18 protein-coding genes and 1 riboswitch are annotated in these 18,744 nt (G+C 72.0%); of the genes, 11 read left to right on the top strand and 7 right to left on the bottom strand.

Annotation, left to right across the window (positions count from 1 at the left end):
* Positions 1 to 114 precede the first annotated feature (114 nt).
* On the bottom strand, positions 115 to 1,587 hold the full coding sequence (locus AB0P06_RS10330; protein WP_363606585.1) for a glycine hydroxymethyltransferase: 1,473 nt from the start codon (positions 1,585 to 1,587) through the stop codon (positions 115 to 117).
* 29 nt (positions 1,588 to 1,616) lie between these two features.
* A riboswitch (ZMP/ZTP riboswitch) is annotated at positions 1,617 to 1,712 on the bottom strand.
* Between the two features lie 305 nt (positions 1,713 to 2,017).
* Here AB0P06_RS10330 and AB0P06_RS10325 point away from each other — a divergent pair.
* The 6 genes from AB0P06_RS10325 to AB0P06_RS10300 all read left to right on the top strand — a co-directional run bounded on the left by AB0P06_RS10325 (position 2,018) and on the right by AB0P06_RS10300 (position 8,937).
* Entirely contained in the window at positions 2,018 to 3,031 is a 1,014-nt protein-coding gene (locus AB0P06_RS10325) for an ABC transporter permease (RefSeq protein WP_363606584.1), read from the top strand.
* A gap of 92 nt (positions 3,032 to 3,123) precedes the next feature.
* Entirely contained in the window at positions 3,124 to 4,881 is a 1,758-nt protein-coding gene (locus AB0P06_RS10320) for an ABC transporter substrate-binding protein (RefSeq protein ID WP_363606583.1), read from the top strand.
* Positions 4,882 to 5,002: 121 nt separating this feature from the next.
* Positions 5,003 to 5,995 carry an ABC transporter permease gene (locus AB0P06_RS10315; RefSeq protein WP_363606582.1) on the top strand — a complete coding sequence of 331 codons (993 nt, stop codon included), beginning with the start codon at positions 5,003 to 5,005 and terminating at the stop codon, positions 5,993 to 5,995.
* A gap of 29 nt (positions 5,996 to 6,024) precedes the next feature.
* The gene (locus AB0P06_RS10310) at positions 6,025 to 7,722 is read left to right on the top strand and encodes an ABC transporter ATP-binding protein (protein WP_363606581.1); all 1,698 of its coding nucleotides are present in this window, start codon (positions 6,025 to 6,027) and stop codon (positions 7,720 to 7,722) included.
* Between the two features lie 103 nt (positions 7,723 to 7,825).
* Positions 7,826 to 8,344: a hypothetical protein gene (locus AB0P06_RS10305; protein ID WP_363606580.1), complete on the top strand. Its 519-nt coding sequence runs from the start codon at positions 7,826 to 7,828 to the stop codon at positions 8,342 to 8,344.
* Positions 8,345 to 8,544: 200 nt separating this feature from the next.
* Complete coding sequence (locus tag AB0P06_RS10300) at positions 8,545 to 8,937, top strand: cytidine deaminase (RefSeq protein WP_363606579.1); 393 nt, start codon at positions 8,545 to 8,547, stop codon at positions 8,935 to 8,937.
* Between the two features lie 100 nt (positions 8,938 to 9,037).
* Here the strand turns inward: AB0P06_RS10300 and AB0P06_RS10295 are convergent, their stop codons facing one another.
* Positions 9,038 to 9,700, bottom strand: coding sequence for an NUDIX domain-containing protein (locus tag AB0P06_RS10295; RefSeq protein ID WP_363606577.1), 663 nt, complete (start codon positions 9,698 to 9,700; stop codon positions 9,038 to 9,040).
* Positions 9,701 to 9,854: 154 nt separating this feature from the next.
* Between AB0P06_RS10295 and AB0P06_RS10290 the strand changes: the two genes are divergently transcribed.
* Positions 9,855 to 10,418, top strand: coding sequence for an EF-hand domain-containing protein (locus AB0P06_RS10290; RefSeq protein WP_363606576.1), 564 nt, complete (start codon positions 9,855 to 9,857; stop codon positions 10,416 to 10,418).
* Between the two features lie 52 nt (positions 10,419 to 10,470).
* On the opposite strand, the gene AB0P06_RS10285 is transcribed toward AB0P06_RS10290, so the two are convergent.
* Positions 10,471 to 11,835: an aspartate aminotransferase family protein gene (locus tag AB0P06_RS10285; protein WP_363606574.1), complete on the bottom strand. Its 1,365-nt coding sequence runs from the start codon at positions 11,833 to 11,835 to the stop codon at positions 10,471 to 10,473.
* 175 nt (positions 11,836 to 12,010) lie between these two features.
* Between AB0P06_RS10285 and AB0P06_RS10280 the strand changes: the two genes are divergently transcribed.
* Positions 12,011 to 12,760, top strand: a complete 750-nt coding sequence (locus tag AB0P06_RS10280; RefSeq protein WP_363606573.1) for an SDR family oxidoreductase — start codon at positions 12,011 to 12,013, stop codon at positions 12,758 to 12,760.
* An 8-nt stretch (positions 12,761 to 12,768) separates the two neighbouring features.
* On the opposite strand, the gene AB0P06_RS10275 is transcribed toward AB0P06_RS10280, so the two are convergent.
* Positions 12,769 to 13,371, bottom strand: coding sequence for a DUF6309 family protein (locus AB0P06_RS10275; RefSeq protein WP_363606572.1), 603 nt, complete (start codon positions 13,369 to 13,371; stop codon positions 12,769 to 12,771).
* A gap of 93 nt (positions 13,372 to 13,464) precedes the next feature.
* Positions 13,465 to 14,259 carry a phytanoyl-CoA dioxygenase family protein gene (locus tag AB0P06_RS10270; RefSeq protein WP_363606571.1) on the bottom strand — a complete coding sequence of 265 codons (795 nt, stop codon included), beginning with the start codon at positions 14,257 to 14,259 and terminating at the stop codon, positions 13,465 to 13,467.
* 355 nt (positions 14,260 to 14,614) lie between these two features.
* Between AB0P06_RS10270 and AB0P06_RS10265 the strand changes: the two genes are divergently transcribed.
* Together AB0P06_RS10265 and AB0P06_RS10260 are read left to right on the top strand one after the other, a co-directional pair.
* On the top strand, positions 14,615 to 15,247 hold the full coding sequence (locus tag AB0P06_RS10265) for an AAA family ATPase (protein ID WP_363606570.1): 633 nt from the start codon (positions 14,615 to 14,617) through the stop codon (positions 15,245 to 15,247).
* Between the two features lie 42 nt (positions 15,248 to 15,289).
* A complete protein-coding gene (locus AB0P06_RS10260; protein WP_363606569.1) occupies positions 15,290 to 15,439 on the top strand; it encodes a hypothetical protein in 150 nt (49 codons plus the stop codon).
* On the opposite strand, the gene AB0P06_RS10255 is transcribed toward AB0P06_RS10260, so the two are convergent.
* Positions 15,408 to 16,430 (bottom strand): EamA family transporter, encoded by a 1,023-nt coding sequence (locus tag AB0P06_RS10255; protein WP_363606567.1) that lies wholly within the window; start codon positions 16,428 to 16,430, stop codon positions 15,408 to 15,410. The genes AB0P06_RS10260 and AB0P06_RS10255 overlap by 32 nt on opposite strands.
* Positions 16,431 to 16,564: 134 nt before the next feature.
* Between AB0P06_RS10255 and AB0P06_RS10250 the strand changes: the two genes are divergently transcribed.
* Positions 16,565 to 17,017, top strand: coding sequence for a gamma-glutamylcyclotransferase family protein (locus AB0P06_RS10250; RefSeq protein WP_363606566.1), 453 nt, complete (start codon positions 16,565 to 16,567; stop codon positions 17,015 to 17,017).
* 73 nt (positions 17,018 to 17,090) lie between these two features.
* On the opposite strand, the gene AB0P06_RS10245 is transcribed toward AB0P06_RS10250, so the two are convergent.
* Positions 17,091 to 18,551 carry a catalase gene (locus tag AB0P06_RS10245; RefSeq protein WP_363606564.1) on the bottom strand — a complete coding sequence of 487 codons (1,461 nt, stop codon included), beginning with the start codon at positions 18,549 to 18,551 and terminating at the stop codon, positions 17,091 to 17,093.
* Positions 18,552 to 18,744: the final 193 nt, after the last annotated feature.

Here is an 18,744-nt window from a genome sequence, read left to right as displayed (position 1 = left end):
TGGTGTGGTGTGGGGGGTTTGGGGTGGTGTGTTTATCCTTTTTATTTTTTCTTTTTTTTTGGGGCGCTGTTTGTGGGGGGGGGCCCGGCCCGGCCCCGCACCCCCGCGCGCCCATCAGGACAGGTCGACGCCCGGATAGAGCGGGAAGCCGGCGAGCAGATCGGCGGCGCGCTTGGCGACGCCGTCGCGCAGCGACTCGTCCAGGGTGTACTGGGCCTTGGAGGAGGCGCCGGTGCGGCCGACGGCCGGGGTGGTGCCGCGCAGCACGGTGTCGATCAGGCCGGCGATCTCGTCCATCTCGGCGACGCCCAGACCCCGGGTGGTGAGCGCGGGTGTGCCGAGCCGGACGCCCGAGGTGTACCAGGCGCCGTTCGGGTCCTGCGGGACGGAGTTGCGGTTGGTGACGATGCCCGAGTCCAGCAGCGCCGCCTCGGCCTGACGGCCCGTCAGGCCGTAGCCGGAGACGTCCGCGAGGACGAGGTGGTTGTCGGTGCCGCCGGTGACCAGCTTGCCGCCACGGCGCAGCAGGCCCTCGGCGAGGGCGTGGGCGTTGTCCACCACCCGGCGGGCGTACAGCTGGAACTCCGGGCGGCGGGCCTCGGCGAAGGCGACCGCCTTGGCGGCCATCACGTGCGACAGCGGGCCGCCGAGCACCAGCGGGCAGCCGCGGTCGACGTGCTCGGCCAGCTCGGAGGTGCAGAGCACCATGCCGCCGCGCGGGCCGCGCAGCGACTTGTGGGTGGTGGTGGTGACGATGTGGGCGTGCGGGACGGGGTCGAAGTCACCGGTGAGCACCTTGCCGGCGACCAGCCCGGCGAAGTGCGCCATGTCGACCATCAGGGTCGCGCCGACCTCGTCCGCGATCTCGCGCATCGTCCGGAAGTTCACCAGCCGCGGGTACGCCGAGTAGCCGGCCACCAGGATCAGCGGGCGGAACTCCCGGGCGGTGGCGCGCAGCGCGTCGTAGTCGATCAGGCCGGTGGCCGGGTCGGTGCCGTAGCTGCGCTGCTCGAACATCTTGCCCGAGATGTTGGGGCGGAAGCCGTGGGTGAGGTGGCCGCCGGTGTCCAGGGACATGCCGAGCATCCGCTGGTTGCCGAGCTCGTGGCGGAGTTCGGCCCAGTCCTGCTCGGTGAGGTCGTTGACGTTGCGGACGTCGGCCCGCCGGAGGGCCGGGCTCTCGACCCGCTGGGAGAGCACCGCCCAGAAGGCGGTCAGGTTGGCGTCGATGCCGGAGTGCGGCTGGACGTAGGCGTGGTCGGCGCCGAAGAGCGCGCGGGCGTGCTCGGCGGCGATCGTCTCGACGGTGTCGACGTTGCGGCAGCCGGCGTAGAAGCGGCGGCCGGCGGTGCCCTCGGCGTACTTGTCGCTGAGCCAGTTGCCCATGGCGAGCAGGACGGCCGGGGAGGCGTAGTTCTCGCTGGCGATCAGCTTGAGCGAGGCGCGCTGGTCCTCGATCTCCTGGCCGATCGCGGCGGCGATCCGCGGCTCCACGTCGCGGACGACGTCGAGGGCGCCGCGGAACGCGGTGTTGGCGGCGGCGCTCGCGGTGGTGTGCGGCGTCGCGGGGGTGGCAGGGGTGGCCAAGGCGGTCTCCTCGTGGCAGGCGGACGAGTACGGACGGCCCAGGCGCTCGGCAACTGACGTGCGTCGGCACGGAGCCGCTTCCCGATGGTCGATTCCATCCGTGCGCGCCAGTCGCGGCTCCCTGGGATCGTATCAACGCCCCAGCGGGTGTGGCGGAGATCTCAGAATGCGGGACGACACCCTGCGCATCGCCCGGTTTGCCCCCTTACGGGCGTTCTAGTGCAACGGCAGTATTGCAGCGGAATGAAGCCGTCACAATTCCCGAAACATTGCCCCGGAGTTCCGCCGGGAATGATTTGCGGAAGTCCGGTGGTGTCCGATCTGATGGCGTTCGGCAGGCCGCCGGGAAACCCCCGCAGGCCGGTCCGGAAATGCACACCAGCGCACCCTCACCCACGGGGCGGCGGAGAATTCGGGGAGTACGCCTCTCATGGCAGTGGTCGAGACAGTCGCAGGCACGCCCGACGCTCCGGGCGCCCCGGACGCGCCGCGGGCCCGGCCCCCCGCTCCGCAGGACCGCCCGCTGCGCGCCGCGCTGCGCCGGATCCGCCGCGACCGGGTCGGCGCCGCCGCCCTCGCCGTCGTCCTGCTCTTCCTGCTGCTCGCGCTCGCCGCGCCGCTGATCGCCGCCCTGTACGGCAAGAACCCGGTCGAGCACTACGGCCAGAACACGCCCGGCCTGCTCAGCGACGGCGGGCTGCCGATGCTGCCCAACGGCGGTATCTCCGGCGACTTCTGGTTCGGCCTGGAGCCGGGCCTCGGCCGGGACGTGTTCACCCAGCTGCTGTACGGCATCCGCACCTCGCTGCTGATCGCCTTCGCCTCGGCGGTCATCACCACCACCCTCGGGGTGCTGGTCGGCGTCGCCGTGGGCTACCTGGGCGGGGTCACCGACCGGCTCTTCGGCTTCCTCTCCCATGTGCTGCTGGCCTTCCCCACCCTGCTCCTGCTGCTCGCGCTCAGCCCGATCATCCAGTCCCGGCTGGTCGATCCCGGCACCGCGGAACCGGAGTGGATGCAGTTCCTGGTGCTGATCCTGGTCTTCTCCGCGTTCGGCTGGATTCCGCTCGCGCTTTCCCTGCGCGCCTCCGTCCGGTCGCTTCGGGAAAGGGATTTCGTGCAGTCCGCCCGGGCGCTCGGCGCCGGCGGATTCCATATCGTCGTCCGCGAACTCCTGCCGAATGTCCGGGCGCAGCTTCTGGTGCACGCCACGATGGCGGTGCCGACCTTCGTCGCCTCCGAGGCGGTGCTCTCGTTCCTCGGTGTCGGCATCACCGAGCCGATCCCGGACTGGGGCCGGATGATCGCCCGCGGCTCCGAGGTCTTCCAGGCCGACCCGACCTACATGTTCTTCCCGGGCATGGCGCTGCTGCTCTTCGTGCTGGCCTTCAACCTGCTCGGGGACGCCGTCCGGGACACCCTGGATCCGCGCGCCGCCCGCTGAGACCCGGCCCGCCGGCCTTCTCCGTCTTCTTCTTCCCGCCGCTCCTCATGTCACCTACCAGCCCCGGCCACCGGGGCAAGGAGAGATTCGCCATGCGCTGGATCAAACCGTCCCTCGCCGTCGTCGCCACCGCGCTGCTGGCGACCTCCTGCTCGGCCGGGGCGGGCGCGGGCTCCGGTGCCGCCGCCGGCGGTCCGGCCGCCAAGGACACCTCCCCGCTGACCGCCGCGCTCGGCACCGAGAAGGAGAGCGCCGGCCCGGCCCCCGCCGTCCTCGGTGCCCGCCAGGGCGGCACGGTGAACGTCTACAACACCACCGACTTCCGCCACCTCGACCCGCAGAAGGTGTACGCGGGCGCCACCTACAACACCTCGCTGCTCTGGGGCCGCCAGCTGACCCAGTACCAGGTGGTGGACGGCAAGGCCAGGCTGGTCGGCGACCTCGCCACCGACACCGGCACCTCCGCCGACGGCGGCCGCACCTGGACGTACAAGCTCAAGGAGGGCCTGGCCTGGGAGGACGGCCAGCCGATCACCTCCCAGCAGGTCAGGTACGGCATCGAGCGCAGCTTCGGCAAGGGCTACGAGGTCGGCCCGCCGTACTGGCCGCAGTGGCTGACCGGCGAGGCCAGCTACGAGGACGCCCGCAAGAAGTACTCCGGCCCGCAGGACGGCGACCTCGCCGCGATCGAGACCCCGGACGAGCGCACCGTCGTCTTCCACTTCCCGCAGCCGCAGGCCGACGTCCCGTACATGGCCGCGCAGTCCTCCTCCTCGCCGGTGCGCAAGGACAAGGACACCGGTACGGACTACGACCGGCTGCCGTTCGCCAGCGGCCCGTACCGGATCGCCGAGCACGTCCAGAACACCCGGCTGGTGCTGGAGCGCAACCCGCACTGGAAGGCGGAGACCGACCCGATCCGCAACCAGTACCCGGAGAAGTTCGTCTTCACCTTCGGCAAGGAGGCGCTCAACCTCAACCAGGAGATCCTCTCCGGCCGCGACGGCGGCGCCGACGCCACCACGGTCGCCACCCAGCTCTCCCCCGAGCTGTACCAGACCGTCGACACCGACCCGAAGGCGAAGGAACTGGTCGTCTCCGGCCGCCAGGGCGCCTTCGTCACCCAGCTGATGATCAACAACGAGCGGGTGCCGGACGTCGCGGTCCGCAAGGCCCTCCACCTCGCCTACCCTCGCCAGCAGGCCCGCCAGGTCCAGGGCGGCACCCGGATCGGCGAGCTGGCCAGCACGCTCAGCTCGCCCGCGCTGGTCGACTGGCAGACCTACGACCTGTACCCGGCCAAGCCGGAGGGCGACCCGGAGGCCGCCAAGCAGGCCCTCTCCGAGGCCAAGCAGCCGCCGGCCGGCCTGACCTACGCGTACGCCAACACGCCCACCGGGCAGCGGGTCGCCCAGGTGCTGGTCGAGGGCTTCGGCAAGGCCGGCATCACCATCGTGCCCAAGCCGGTCGACCCGAAGGCCCTGCTGGACGAGGCACACCGCGCCGACTCCCCGTACGACCTGTTCGAGGAGACCAGTTCGGTGGACTGGCCGACCCCGTCCACGCTGATCCCGTTCTCCTTCGACGGCCGCGCCAACAGCGACCTCAACGCCGCCCGGTACCACAACGCCGAGGTGGACAAGGAGATCGACCGGATCAACCAGATCGGCGAGCCCCGGCAGAAGGCCAAGGAGCTGTACGCGCTGGAGCAGACCGTGATGAAGGACCTGCCGGTGCTGCCCTTCGCCTACCCCAACATGAACCAGCTGCGCGGCAGCAACATCGGCGGGGCGTTCATCCACCCGATCTACGGGTCGGTCAGCCTGGCCTGGCTCTACCTGAAGTCCTGAGCCTCGCCCGCCCCGGCCCCCGCCGTCCGCGCGGGGGCCGGGGCGGGGCCCCTCCCCGCTCCCTGTCTCCGTCGTCTCCCCTGCCCCCTCTGTTTCCCTCCTCCTCGACCCCGGACCGGCCATGCTCTCCTTCGCCCTGCGGCGGACCCTCCAGGCCCTCGCCGTGCTGGTCGCGGTCTCCGCCGCCGCCTTCGCCCTCTTCTACGCCGCCCCCGCCGACCCGGCCCGCGCCGCCTGCGGCCCGCGCTGCGACACCGGCCAGGTCGCGGCGGTCCGCCAGAGCATGGGACTGGACCAGCCGCTGCTGACCCAGTACACCGACTACCTGGCCGGGGTGGTCGCCGGACGGGACATCAGCGACGTCGACGGCTCCGTCATCCACTGCGACGCGCCGTGCCTCGGCTACTCCTACCGGCTCCACCAGCCCGTCACCGAGGCGCTGGCCGACCACCTGCCGGTCACCTTCTCGCTCACCGCCGGCGCACTCGTCGTCCTGATGGTGCTCGGTCTCGGCACCGGCTTCGTCTCCGCGCTGCGCCACGGCACCCGCACCGACCGGCTGCTCTCCGGCTTCACCCTGGTCGGCGCGAGCGTGCAGATCTACTTCCTCGGGTACGTCGCCCAGTGGGCGCTGGTCTACTCGACCGGCCTGCTGCCACTGCCCTCCTACACCCCGCCGGCGAAGGACCTGGCCGCCTGGGCGGGCGGGATGCTGCTGCCCTGGCTGGTCCTCGGCTTCGTCAACTCCGCCGTGTTCGCCCGGCTCTCCCGCTCCCAGCTGCTGGAGACGATGAACGAGGAGTACGTCCGCACCGCGCGCGGCAAGGGCCTCGGCCGGCTGCGCGCCCACCTCAAGTACACCTCGCGCGGCGCCGCCGGACCGCTGGTGCAGTTGCTCGGTCTGGAGGCCGGCGCGCTGCTGGGCGGTGCGGTGATCACCGAGACGGTGTTCGGCCTGAACGGCGTCGGCACCTTCGCGGCGGAGGCCGTCTCCGGGCAGGACCTGCCCGCCGTGGTCGGCGCCGTCCTGCTGGCCGCCTGCTTCGTGGTGCTGTTCGTCGCGCTGGCCGACCTGGTGGTGGCCTGGCTCGACCCCCGCATCCGCCTCAGCTGACCCGCCCATACGTTGTGGAGTCCCCGACCGTGAACGCCCCTTCCTCCCCCGACCCGGTGCTCAGCGTCCGCGACCTGTCCGTCACCTTCGCCGATCCGCGCGGCGGCGCCCCCGTGCATGCCGTCCGCGGGCTCTCCTTCGACCTCGCCCGGGGTGAAGTCCTGGGCCTGGTGGGCGAGTCCGGCTCCGGCAAGTCCGCGACCGGGCTCGCCGTGCTCGGCCTGCACGACCCGCGCACCACCACCGTCACCGGCTCCGTCCGGCTGGGCGGCACCGAGTTGGTGGACGCCGACGAGTCCGTCCTGCGCGGCGTACGGGGCGGCCGGGCGGCACTGGTCTTCCAGGACGCGCTCACCTCGCTCAGCCCGTTCCACGGCGTCGGCGCCCAACTCGCCGAGATGTACCGGCTGCACCACCCCGGCGCCGACCGCGCCGAGGCCCGGCGGCGGGCGGCCGCGATGCTCGACCGAGTCGGCATCCCGGCCGGCCGGGCCCGCGACTACCCGCACCAGTTCTCCGGCGGCATGCGCCAGCGCGTGATGATCGCGATGGCCCTGATGAACGACCCGGACGTGCTGATCGCCGACGAGCCGACCACCGCGCTGGACGCCCGGGTCCAACGGCAGGTCCTCGACCTGCTGGGCGAGTTGCAGCGCGAGCACGGCACGGCCGTGCTGCTGGTCAGCCACGACCTGGGCGTGGTGGCGGGCACCACCGACCGCACGCTGGTGCTGCGCGGCGGCGAGCAGGTGGAGTCCGCGCCGACCGCCGAACTGCTGGCCGCCCCGCGGCAGCCGTACACCCGCGCCCTGGTCGGCGCGGCGCTCACGCTGGAGACGGTACCGGGCACGCCGCTGCCGACGGTTGACGGTCCGTCACCGTCGTTCTCGTTCGCCGGTCGGCGGCCTGCCGGGGCGGTGGGGCCGGCAGGGCCGACGGGAACGGGTCGCTGGCTGGTCGAGGTGGAGGACCTCAGCGTCCACTTCCCCGGCCGCCGCCGCTTCCCCGGCATCCGCCCGGGTGAGCCCGTCCGGGCCGTGGAGGGCGTCAGCCTGCGGATCGCCCCCGGCGAGACGGTCGGCCTGGTCGGCGAGTCCGGCTCCGGCAAGTCCACCACCTCCCGCGTCCTGGCCGGACTGCAGCACCCCACCGGCGGGCGGGTGCGGTACGACGGCGTGGACGCCACCACCCCCGAACGGGCGCTGCGCCGGCGCCTCAGCCGGGAGATCCAGCTGGTCTTCCAGGACCCGTACGCCTCGCTCAACCCGCGCCGCACCGTCGCCCAGACCCTCGACACCCCACTGCGTCTGCACACCGCCCTGTCCGCGCCCGAGCGCCGCGAGCGGTCCGCCGAACTGCTGGAGCAGGTCGGCCTGCCGGCCGCCCATCTGGACCGCTACCCGCACGAGTTCTCCGGCGGCCAGCGCCAGCGGATCGGCATCGCCCGCGCGCTCGCCCCCGAGCCGCGCCTGATCATCGCCGACGAGCCGGTCTCCGCACTGGACGTCTCGGTGCAGGCCCAGGTGCTCAACCTACTGATGGAGCTGCGCGAACGCCTCGACGTCGCCTTCCTGTTCGTCTCCCACGACCTCGCCGTGGTCCGGCACTTCTGCGACCGGGTGGCCGTGATGCACGGCGGCCGCCTGGTCGAGAGCACCGACCGCGACCAGCTGTTCACCGCCCCGCACACCGACTACACCAGGGAGCTGCTGGCCGCCGCGCACTGAGGGTGTGTCGCCACCCCTTCCCCGATCCGCTGCGCCTACGATCGGCTACCGGCAGTGATCACTCCTCCGGGGTGGTCGTCCGTCCGGAAGGAAGGGGTTCCCGATGACCCTCGTCAGCCAATCCGCCACCCTGATCCAGCTGTTGGGCCGCCTCCACCCGGAGGCCCTGGACGGCATCCGCCCGCACCTGCCCGTCCTCGGCCCCACCTGGCACGTCCACCCGGCCGGACACCACCAGCCGGCGCTCAACCCGCAACCGATCCCGCCCGGCGCGACCGAGCTGCGGTTCGCCGTCGCCGCCACCGTCGGCGCGGTGGCCAACGCCGCCATCACCGCCCGGCTTTCGGGCGGCAACGCCCGTGCCATCCTCACCGAGGCCGGGGACGACTGGTGCCCCACCCCGCCCGAGCGGGCGATCCCCTGGCCCAAGTACTGGCCGCTCCCCTGGCAGCCCGACGCGCCTTACCCGATCGACCCCGGTTACGCCACCCCCGCCGTCCAGGCCCAGGCGGCGCTGGCCTTCCAGGGCTACGCGACCGGCGTCGCCGACGAGGAACTGGGCGCCGCCTTCGGCGAACTGGCGGAACGGCTCGCCCAGGCGGCACTGCGGAACGCGGGCTGAGCCACGCCTACGGCAGCGGGTCGGTGGCCGGCAGCGGAATGCAGGCGTCCGCGGACACCTCCTCCACCAGACCGAGGCCGGCGAACCGTCACGGACGCAGAACGAAGGTGGCACCGGCGTTAATCGTTGGCACGTCAAAGGGCTGAAGGGTCATGCTCGTATCCCGCCGCACCCCCGACCGCCGAGGAGAGCCGACCGCCATGACCGCCCCCGACCACGAACTCGTCGACGCCGCCACCCAGGTGGTCCGGTCCTACGCCCGGGCCGACAACCACACCGTCGCGGCTGCCGCCCGCAACGCCGACGGCCGGATCGTCACCGCCCTGAACGCCTACCACTTCACCGGCGGCCCCTGCGCCGAACTCGTCCTCATCGGAGCGGCGGCGGCCCAGGGCGCGTACGACCTGACGGAGATCGTCGCCGTCGCCGACGGGGAGCGGGGCGTCATCTCCCCGTGCGGGCGCTGCCGCCAGGTGCTGCTCGACTACTTCCCCACCATCAACGTCATCGTCGGCCCGAACGACGCGCTGCGCACCGTCCCCGTCCTCGACCTGCTCCCCGAGGCGTACATCTGGGCGGACCACCAGGCCTAGCGCGTAGCGCGCTCCCGCTCCGGGGCGGCCGCCGACTCCTCCGTGGCCCCGACCCGGGGCGGGGCCACACCAGGGCGCGGACGGTACCGGGATCCCCGCGTCACCTTCGGTCGGAGTGCTCGTACCACCGCTCGATGCTCGCCTTGTAGCCGTCCGACATGACCAGGCTCGGCACTTCGTCCCGCCGGAAGAGCCTGGCCTCCCTGCGCTCGCCGCTGACGACCGGCGGGGCACTGGCGCCGTCGAGCCGATGGCATCCGTACGTCACGATGAAAACGTAGCGCCCGGGCAGGGGTTGGTAGGTGCACACGTCGAGGACCGGGCCGGCCTCGGCCCGCCACCCGCTCCCTTCGAGGATCTCCTGGGCGACGCGGTCCGGTGCCGCCTCGCCGGACTCCATTTTTCCGCCGGGCAGTTCCCACTCGGCCCGCTCGTTCTTCAGCAGGAGGACGCGCCCCTCGTCGTCGAGCACAACACCCTTGATCGAGATCGGGAACCTGGGCGGGACATATGGCTCGCTGGTCATGGCCTCTTCCGTAATGGGACATCTGGCACAGGTTTCCTGAACGTACCAGGGCGCCAACTGTTGATTGACCATCAGCGCGCTTGACACGACTCCTACTTGAACACGAAAGAGGCCTCCCGTCCGGAAAGGCGCCCGCCGCTCGAACGCGATGTCGAGCCAGCCGCTCGCCGTGCCGAGCGGCCGCTCCCGGATGCGTTGAAGGGTGAACGCCCCACCGGCGGTGGAGGTGTTCGACATTCATCCTTTCAGGGGTATTCGGCGGGGAACCGGGCCTGCCTCCGCGCCGGTCAGCGGCGGTTCCCCGGCGCCCCGGGGCCGGATGTTCGGCTGCGCCCGTCCCGCCGGAGGGGTTAGCGTGCAGGCGTCGTGTTACCGCAGGCAAGGGGGAACGTTGTCCGAGGAACTGCTCATCGCGAAGATCGGCCACGGGTTCGACCATCTCGACGCGGACGGCGACGGACAGTTGACGGCGCACGACCACATCCTGATGGGCCGGTCCGTGGCACTGTCGCTCGGGTATCCGGAGAGGTCGGAGGCCGAACAGCGAATCGTCGCCGCGTACCTCTCGATCTGGCACGACCTGCACCTCGCGCAGCTGCCGGCGGGGACGACCGCCATCACCCGGACGCAGTTCATCGAGTCGACCCGGACGCTCGCCGACGACCCCGCCGCCGCGCGGGCGAGCCTCGGAGCGCTGGCCGAGGCCTTCCTCGCGATCGCCGACACCGACGGCAGCGGCACGGTCGACGCGGACGAGTTCTTCCTCTTCCAGCGCGGCCACTTCCCCGGCCTCGACCGCCAGGACGCGGACGAGGCGTTCCGCCGGCTCGACCGGGACGGCGACGGGAGCCTGTCGGCGGCGGAGTTCACCGACGGCATCATCGAGTACTGGTCCGGCCGCGACCCGCAGGCCCCCGGCAACTGGTGGGCGGGCCGGCCCCCGTTCCCCGGGTAGTCCCGGGCGTCCGCGGGCCGTGCCGGGCGGACGAGCGGGGGCCGGCCAGGTCTCAGCGGATCGTCGCGAACGCCTCGTCGATCGCCGCGCAGGTGGCCTCGACGTCCTCGTCGGTCACCGCGGCCGAGACGAACCAGCAGGCCAGCCCGTACGCGTTGACGTGGATACCGCGCACCAACAGGGCGTGCCGGAAGGCGTCGTAGCGCCGCTGGTCCAGCGCGAGGGTGTCGCGGTACTGCCGGGTCGGCGAGCCGTCGGCGGTGAACACCACCTGGAACATCGCGCCGACGCCCTGCACCGCGCACGGGACGCGGTGGTCGTGCGCGGCCCGGCGGACCGCCTCCATGATGCGCCGGCCGGCCGAGTCGATCCGCTCGGTGACCGCCGGGTCGGCGAGCCGGGTGAGCGCGGCCAGGGCGGCGGTGGCGCAGAGCGGTGAACCGTTGTAGGTGCCCCCGTGCTTGACCCGGTTGGCGGCGACCTCGCCCATGATGTCCGCGCGCCCGGCGAAGGCGGCGATGGGCAGTCCGCCGCCCAGCGCCTTGGAGTAGACGGCCAGGTCGGGGACGACACCGAACAGGGACTGCGCGCCGCCGGGACCGGTGCGAAAGCCCGTGCAGACCTCGTCGAAGACCAGGACGAGCCCGCGCCGGGTGCACTCCTCCCGCAGGGTCTCCAGGAAGCCCGGATCCGGCATGGTACAGGCGTTGTTGGCGACGATCGGCTCGCAGATCACCGCCGCGATCTCGTCCCGGTGCGCGTCCAGTACCGCACGGAGCGCCGCCGGGTCGTTCCACGGGCAGACCACCACGTCGTCCACGACGCCCGCCGGGATGCCGGGAGAGTGCGGGAGGGCCGACGGCGCGTCGTAGGGGCCCACCTCGGCGGCGGTGGGCCGGTTGGAGATCGCGAGCACGTCCGTCCACCCGTGGTAGTGCCCCTCGAACTTCAGGATCCTGGACCGCCCGGTGAAACCGCGGGCCGCCCGGACCGCTCCCTGGATCGCCTCCGAGCCCGAGTTGGCGTAGCGCACCAGGTCCGCACAGGGGACCATCTTCTGGATCTGCTCGGCCAGTTCGATCTCCGGCAGATTGCAGGTGCCGAACATCGTGCCGGTGGCCAGAACCCCGCCGAGCACCCGGGCCAGAGCCGGGTCGGCGTGACCGAGGACGGCACTGCCGTAGGAGATCAGGAAGTCCACGTACTCGTTGCCGTCGGCGTCCCAGATGTGCGCCCCGGCGCCGCGCTCGATGTACAGGGGATACGGATGCGGGCCGGTGGAGGTGATCCGCGAGGAGGAACTCACCCCGCCTGCCAGGGACTTGTTCGCCCGCTCGAACAGGGCGCGGCTGGTGCCGGTCCGCGGACCCGCCGGCATGCCGGGGTCGGTGGCGTCGAAGGTGTGCTGAGTGGTCATCCGCTGTTCCTGTCCATGTGGTTCGGTCCGGTGGCCCGGATCCCGTGGCCCGGAGGGTCCGGACCACTCGGCGGTGCGGCGTTTCGTTGACCTGATGGGCGCTCTTGACGGCGAAGGCCGCCGTCCAAAAACTGATCTCTCGTCATGCACCTGGAATGTACAAGGGGTTGATTCCGTGGTCGCGAAGATCTCCGTGGTGACCGGAGCCGGCAGTGGTGTGGGCCGGGCCTGCGCACTGGCACTGGCGGCGGACGGCTGGTCGGTCGTCCTGGCCGGCCGCCGCAAGGACGCGCTGGAGGAGACCGCCCGGCTCGCCGGCCCCTCCCTCGCGGACCGGCTGGTGCCGGTGCCCACGGACATCACCGACCCGGCGGCCGTGCGTGAGCTGTTCGGCGAGGTCGCGCTCCGCTTCGGCCGGATCGACCTGCTGTTCAACAACGCGGCCGACACCATGGCGTACATCCCCACCGAGGACGTCGCCGTCGAGGACTGGAACCGCGTCCTCGGCTCCATCGCCACCGGCAGCTTCCTCTGCGCCCAGGCCGCGTACCGGATGATGAAGGAGCAGTCGCCGCGCGGCGGCCGGATCATCAACAACGGCGCGCCCTCGGCCCATGTCCCCCGCCCCGACTCGATCGCCTTCACCGCCGCCAAGCACGCGGTGGCCGGGCTGACGAAGTCGCTCTCCCTGGACGGGCGCCGCCACGACATCGCCTGCGGCCAGATCGACATCGGCAATGTGACGCCCGTCGGCCGGGAGCAGCCCGCCGCCCGCCAGCCCGACGGCAGCCTCCGGGTCGAGCCGACGATGGACGTGCGGCACGTCGCGGAGACGGTGGTGGCGATGGCGGCCCTGCCCCTGGGGGTGAACATCCCCTCGGTCACCGTGATGCCGAGCGCCATGCCGTACGTCGGCCGGGGGTAGGGCGTCTCCTACGGACCCTGTCGGGCGCCGTACCCGGCCTCGGCCGACTCCGGTCGGGCCGGGGCCAGGGTCGAGGTCCGGTCCGGGGCCGGGGCCGGCAGGCCCGCGACGTACGCCTCGATCTCGACGCCCGGGCCGAGCCGGCCGGACAGCTCCCAGGCGATCATGCGGTGCAGTCCGTCCAGATGAGTGAGCCCGTCCGGTCGCAGCAGTCCCTGGTAGTCGGTGCTGCCGATGGCCGAGGTGCTCAGGAAGACCGGGGTGAAGGGCTGCTCGGCCTGGCGGAGCAGCTTGCGCCAGCAGCACGGGTTCGACCGGGCGTAGCCGTCGCCCAGCTCGCGCAGTCGGGCCACGGTCTCGGCGACGGTCAGCCCGGCCGGGGAGACCAGCTCCAGCTCGCCGCCTTCGCCGAGGTGCCACGGCAGCACGGTGTCCAGCACCTCCGCCCGGTCGAGCCGGACCTTCCCCCAGCTGCCGAACAGCTTCTCGGCGCTGAGCAGATGGGCGTCGCCGTCGCTGTTGGAGTTCTCCTCGTGTACCCGGTCCGCCGGGTGCTCCTGCCGGTAGAGGCGCAGCACGGTCTCGAAGTCGAGCCTGGAGACGATTCTCATCGGGCGGGTCCCTTCGGGGTCGGGGCGCAGCGGTTCGGTTTCGTGGTGGCTCCCTTCGGATGCGGGGGTGGCCCGCTTCGGGGGCGGCCCGGTTCAGTTCGGCCTGACGTACTCGGTGAAGTGCCGCTCGGCGAACAGCTCGGGCCACCGGCCGCCGTCCAGCCCGAGTGCCCTGCCCCGGGCGAGCAGGTGGCGCCAGTAGGGCTTGACCGGCGGCCAGCTGACACCACACTGACAGTACGAGCTGTCCACCATGTACCGCTCGCGGCGCTGACCTGCGGGTGAGGGACGGCGGGCGTGGAAGAGCGCCGAGTGGAGGAGCACGGTGGAGCCCGGCGGCAGGTCGTCGATCACCGCCTCGCCGGGGAGTTCCGCGGTGCCGAGATGGGCTCTGGCGCGTTTTCCCGCCAGTTCCCGGTGCGAGCCGGGAAGTACCGCGAGCGCGCCCACCGTCGGGTCGAGTCCACCGAGATAGTGCAGCGCGTGGACCATGACTTTCGAACGGTCGGCGTGCGGGCCCTGCTCGTAGTCGTGATGCCATTCCTTGCCGGCCGATCCCGGGGCCTGGCGATTGCTGTGCATGTGGTGGAAGACGAAATCCGGGCCGATCAGCCGGGAGATTGTCGAGAGCAGCGGCGGGTGGCCGACCAGTTCGCCGTGGGCGGCCAGCTCGATCTCCAGGACGGCGGGGGCTCCGGCCGATTCCGGGTCGAGGCAGGCCGCGATCGAGCGGTCCCGGAGGCCGGTGTCGACCCAGCGGTCGACCTCGGTTTCCAGTCGGGCGACGAGATCCGACGGCAGGAAGGCGGGGAGCACGAGATAGCCGAGCTCGAAGAACCGCGTGACCTGTGCGGTGTCGAGCACGATGGTGGTGCCGTGGTTGTCCATTCTCCAGGCTCCAGAGGGTTGTCGGTGCCGTTCGACCTCCCCGTCGGCCGCGACCGCGACCGCTGCCCGGAGAGGCCCTGGGAACGTCTTGCCATGACGCGTGCATCATGGCGTTACTTGGAGTCAACCGAACAGCTACTAGGAATATCCCACACCCTGCATGCTCATGCCATGAATAGGGACAATGACCGAATAGCTTCGTTCTGGCCGGGACCGGACCGAATGTTCCGGAATGCGGACGCTATCCCGTCTGCGCGGATACGCCGAACCCGGCCGAATCAAAGGAATTGGCCCGCGCAGACGACAGCCGGGAATCCCCCGACGCCACCCGGCGGGCTCCCGTAGGGTGCCGGGCATGCTCCTGTGGATCAACGGACCCTTCGGCGGCGGCAAGACACAGACGGCGCACGAGCTCCGGCGCCGGCTCCCCGGCAGCGTGATCTGCGACCCGGAGGAGGTCGGGTTCGGGCTGCACCGGATGCTGCCGAAGCCGCTGCGGGGCGACTTCCAGGACCTGCCGGCCTGGCGGCAGGGCGTGTACGAGGTGCTGGACCGCACGCTGACCGAGTACCGAGGGGCGGTGATCGTGCCGATGACCGTCGTCGAGCCTGCGTACTTCGCCGACACCGTCGGACGGCTGCGCGAACGCGGCCATGACGTACGACACTTCGCCCTGCTGGCCGATCGGGAGACGGTGCTGCGGCGGCTGCGCGAGCGCAACTTCGGGCATGCCGTCCGGCTGGTCGGAGGCAAGGACGCGCCGCTGCGCCGGGAGAGTTTCGCCGTCGCCAAGCTGGACCACTGCCTGGAGCGGCTGAGCGGCGACGCGTTCGGCGAGCACCTCCACACCGACCACCTCCCCGTCGCGCGGGTCGCCGACCGCATCGCCGCCTCGGCCGGGCTGACGCTCGCGCCCAACACGGACGGCGAGCTCCGCAGCCGGCTGCGCCGGGCGTGGACGGGGGTCCGGCAGATCCGGTTCGACTGACTCGACTGAGAGGCCGCGAACGACTGCTTCGGCACCGTCGCGATGGGCCGCGACACCTACGACCCGGGGCCGGTGGTCGACCTGACCAGCCCCTACGCCCACCTGCGGCAGATCGTCTCCTCCCGCTCCCTCACCACCGGCCCGGACCCGGCGGTGGAGCTCACCGCCGGCGGCCAGGCGTCCGACCGGTAGGCGTCCGGTCGGCGGGATCGGCGGGCGTCCGGCGGGACGGCCTGCGGGGAGACGGCGCCCGGCTGACGCTCACCACCAGGCAGACGCCCGCGACCACGATCGCCCCGCCCAGCAGGGTGGGGCCGGTCAGCGGCTCGGCCAGGATCAGCCAGCCGAGCAGCACCGCCACCACCGGGTTCACGTACGCGTAGGTGGCGACCAGCGTCAGTGGCGCGGACCGCAGCAGCCAGGCGTACGCGGTGAAGGCGACCAGCGAACCGGCCACCACCAGGTAGCCGAGCGCCAGCCAGGAGCGGCCGGAGACGGCGCCCGGGCCGAAGCCGCGCTGCTCGCCGCGGACCAGGGCGATCAGCAGGTTGCCCAGGCCGCCCGCGAGCATCTGGTACGCGCTCGCGGCGAGGACGTTGCCCGGCATCGGGATCCGTTTGGCGGCGAACGAGCCGGCCGCCCAGGCCAGCGTGGCGCAGATGACCACGATCACCCCGGCGGGCGCGATGTCCCCGCCGATCGCGGGCGCGGAGAGCACCGCCAGCCCGGCCAGGCCGACCAGCACACCGGCCAGTTCGGCGGGCTTCGGACGGTCGCCGCTCGCCGCCGTCAGCAGCACCATCCAGAGCGGGACGGCGGCGACCAGCAGGGCGGCCAGTCCGGACGGGACGGAGTTCTCGCCGAGCACCACCAGCCCGTTGCCCCCGGTCAGCAGCAGGCCGCCGACCAGCGCGGACGAGCCCAGCTGCCGCAGGTTCACCCGCAGGCCGGCCCGCCCGTGGCGGACCAGGACGAAGACGGCCAGCAGCAGTCCGGCACAGAGGAAGCGCGCCGAGGCGGAGAGAAAGGAGGGCATCGTCTCCAGCGCGATCCGGATCGCCAGATAGGTCGACCCCCACACCACGTACACCAGGGCGAGCGCTCCCCAGACCGCCCCGCCCAGCCGGGCGGCCCCGGGGGCGGCTGAGTCCGCCGCGGACTTGGGTGAGACGGGTGCTGTCATGGGTGTCCCCCTTTGACGGTGCTGACGAAACACCCGCTATGAGAGCGCATCGGCGGCCCGTCGCGCCAGTGGGTATCGCCAGGCGGCCACCGCGACGTACCGTGGGCGCTCCCCAGCCAGGAGGTGGCGACCCCGTGCCCACCGGTTCGCCCGCTGGTTCGTCCGCCGATTCGTCGGCCGGCCTGCCGTTCTTCGTCTACGGCACGCTCCGCAGCGACGGTGGCAACCACGCCGCCCACCTGGCCGGCCACTGCGCGGACATCCGGCCGGCCGTCCTGGACGGCGCCGCGCTGCACGACGGCCCCGGCTTCCCGTACGCCCTGCCGGACCAGGCACCGGGCCGGCGGATCGTGGGCGAGCTGATCACCGTGCACGCCGACGCGTACGCCCCCGCGCTCGCCGGGCTCGACGCTCTGGAGGGCTGCCGGGCGGACGGCACCGGCCACTACGTCCGGCGCCGGCTGGCCGTGCGCACCGAGACCGGCGAGACCCTGGACGCCTGGGTCTACCTGGCCGGCCCGGCCGTCGCCGCCCGGCTGCGCGCCCACCCCGCGCTCATCCCGTCCGGGGACTGGACGCAGCGGTGAGGGCGCGGGCCCGCCCGCGGCCCGCGCCCTCACCACCACCAGCCACTGCGACTGCGACTGCGACAACAGCCGGTCAGGACTTGCCGACACCCGCGGCGACGCGGTCGCCGAGGTTCTTGTCGACATTGCGCCAGTACTGCACCGCCCGCTCCAGCACCGGGTCGGTGACCCCGTCCTTGAGGTGGCCGACGATGTTCGAGACCAGCCGGTCGCGCTGCGCGTCGTTCAGCACCTTGCGCACCATCGTGCCGGCCTGCCCCCAGTCGTCGTCCTCGGCGTGCAGCGAGTACGCCTCACGCACCATCTCGCCGGAGCTCTGCCACCCGGCGGCCGGGTCGTCGTACCGCTGCGGGTCCGCCGCCGGGCCGCCCTTGGAGTTGGGCGCGTACGGTGCGGCCGTGCGCGCCGGGTCGAAGCGCATCGGACCGTCCTTGGCGTACGAGTGCACCGGGACGTGCGGCCGGTTCGGCGGCAGCTGGGCGTAGTTGGGGCCGATCCGGTAGCGGTGGGTGTCGGGGTAGGAGAAGATCCGGCCGAGCAGCATCTTGTCCGGCGAGACGCTGACGCCGGGGACCAGGTTGGAGGGCTCGAAGGCGGCCTGCTCGATGTGGATGAAGTAGTCCTCGGGGTTGCGGTTCAGGGTCATCGTCCCGACCTTGATCAGCGGGTAGTCGCCGTGCGGCCACACCTTGGTCAGGTCGAAGGGGTTGAACCGGTAGCCGGGCGCCTGGTCGAACGGCATGACCTGGACGTACAGCGTCCAGGACGGGTGGTTGCCGTGCTCGATGGCGTGCCAGAGGTCCTGGCGGTGCAGGTCCGGGTCGGTGCCGGCCAGCCGGTCGGCCTCCTCCGCGGTGAGGAAGTCGATGCCCTGGTCGGTCTTGAAGTGGTACTTGACCCAGTGCCGCTCGCCGCTCGCGTTGATCCACAGATAGGTGTGCGAGCCATAGCCGTTCATATGCCGGTACGACTTCGGGATGCCGCGGTCGCCCATCAGCCAGGTGACCATGTGCGCGGACTCCGGCGACAGCGTCCAGAAGTCCCACTGCATGTCGTGGTCGCGCAGCCCGTTGTCGGGGCGGCGCTTCTGCGAGCGGATGAAGTCCTGGAACTTGATCGTGTCGCGGACGAAGAAGACCGGCGTGTTGTTGCCGACCAGGTCGTAGTTGCCGTCCTCGGTGTAGAACTTCAACGCGAACCCGCGGGGGTCGCGCCAGGTGTCCGGGCTGCCCTGCTCCCCGGCCACGGTCGAGAAGCGGGCCAGCATCTCGGTCCGCTTGCCCGGCTGGAACAGGGTCGCCTTCGTGTACCGGCTGACGTCCTCCGTCGTCTCGAAGACGCCGTACGCCCCGGCTCCCTTGGCGTGCACCACCCGCTCGGGCACCCGCTCCCGGTTGAACTGGGCCATCTTCTCGATCAGATAGTGGTCGTGCAGCAGAATCGGGCCGTCCCGGCCCACCGTGAGTGAGTTCTCGTCACTCGGCACCGGGATGCCCACGTTGTTGGTGGAGTACGGGACCGCTGACTCGGACATGGTGTCCTCCGTTGCGTGCTGAGGTCCCCCCTGACGACGCTAGCCCGGTCCCGGAAGACCTGCACCCCGACGGCCGGGAAGGCCCGCACCCCAGCGGGAAAGGCCCGTATCCCGACGGCCGGGAAGCCCCGCACCCTGGCCGGGAGAGGCGGGCGAACCGCCAGGTAGGCTGCCCCGACCACGCCAAACGGAT

The organism is Kitasatospora sp. NPDC088351, assembly GCF_040685575.1.
In the GTDB taxonomy this organism is placed as follows: domain Bacteria; phylum Actinomycetota; class Actinomycetes; order Streptomycetales; family Streptomycetaceae; genus Kitasatospora.
The sequence above is the reverse complement of the archived record's forward strand: the minus strand, read 5'-3'. Positions and strand labels throughout refer to the sequence as shown.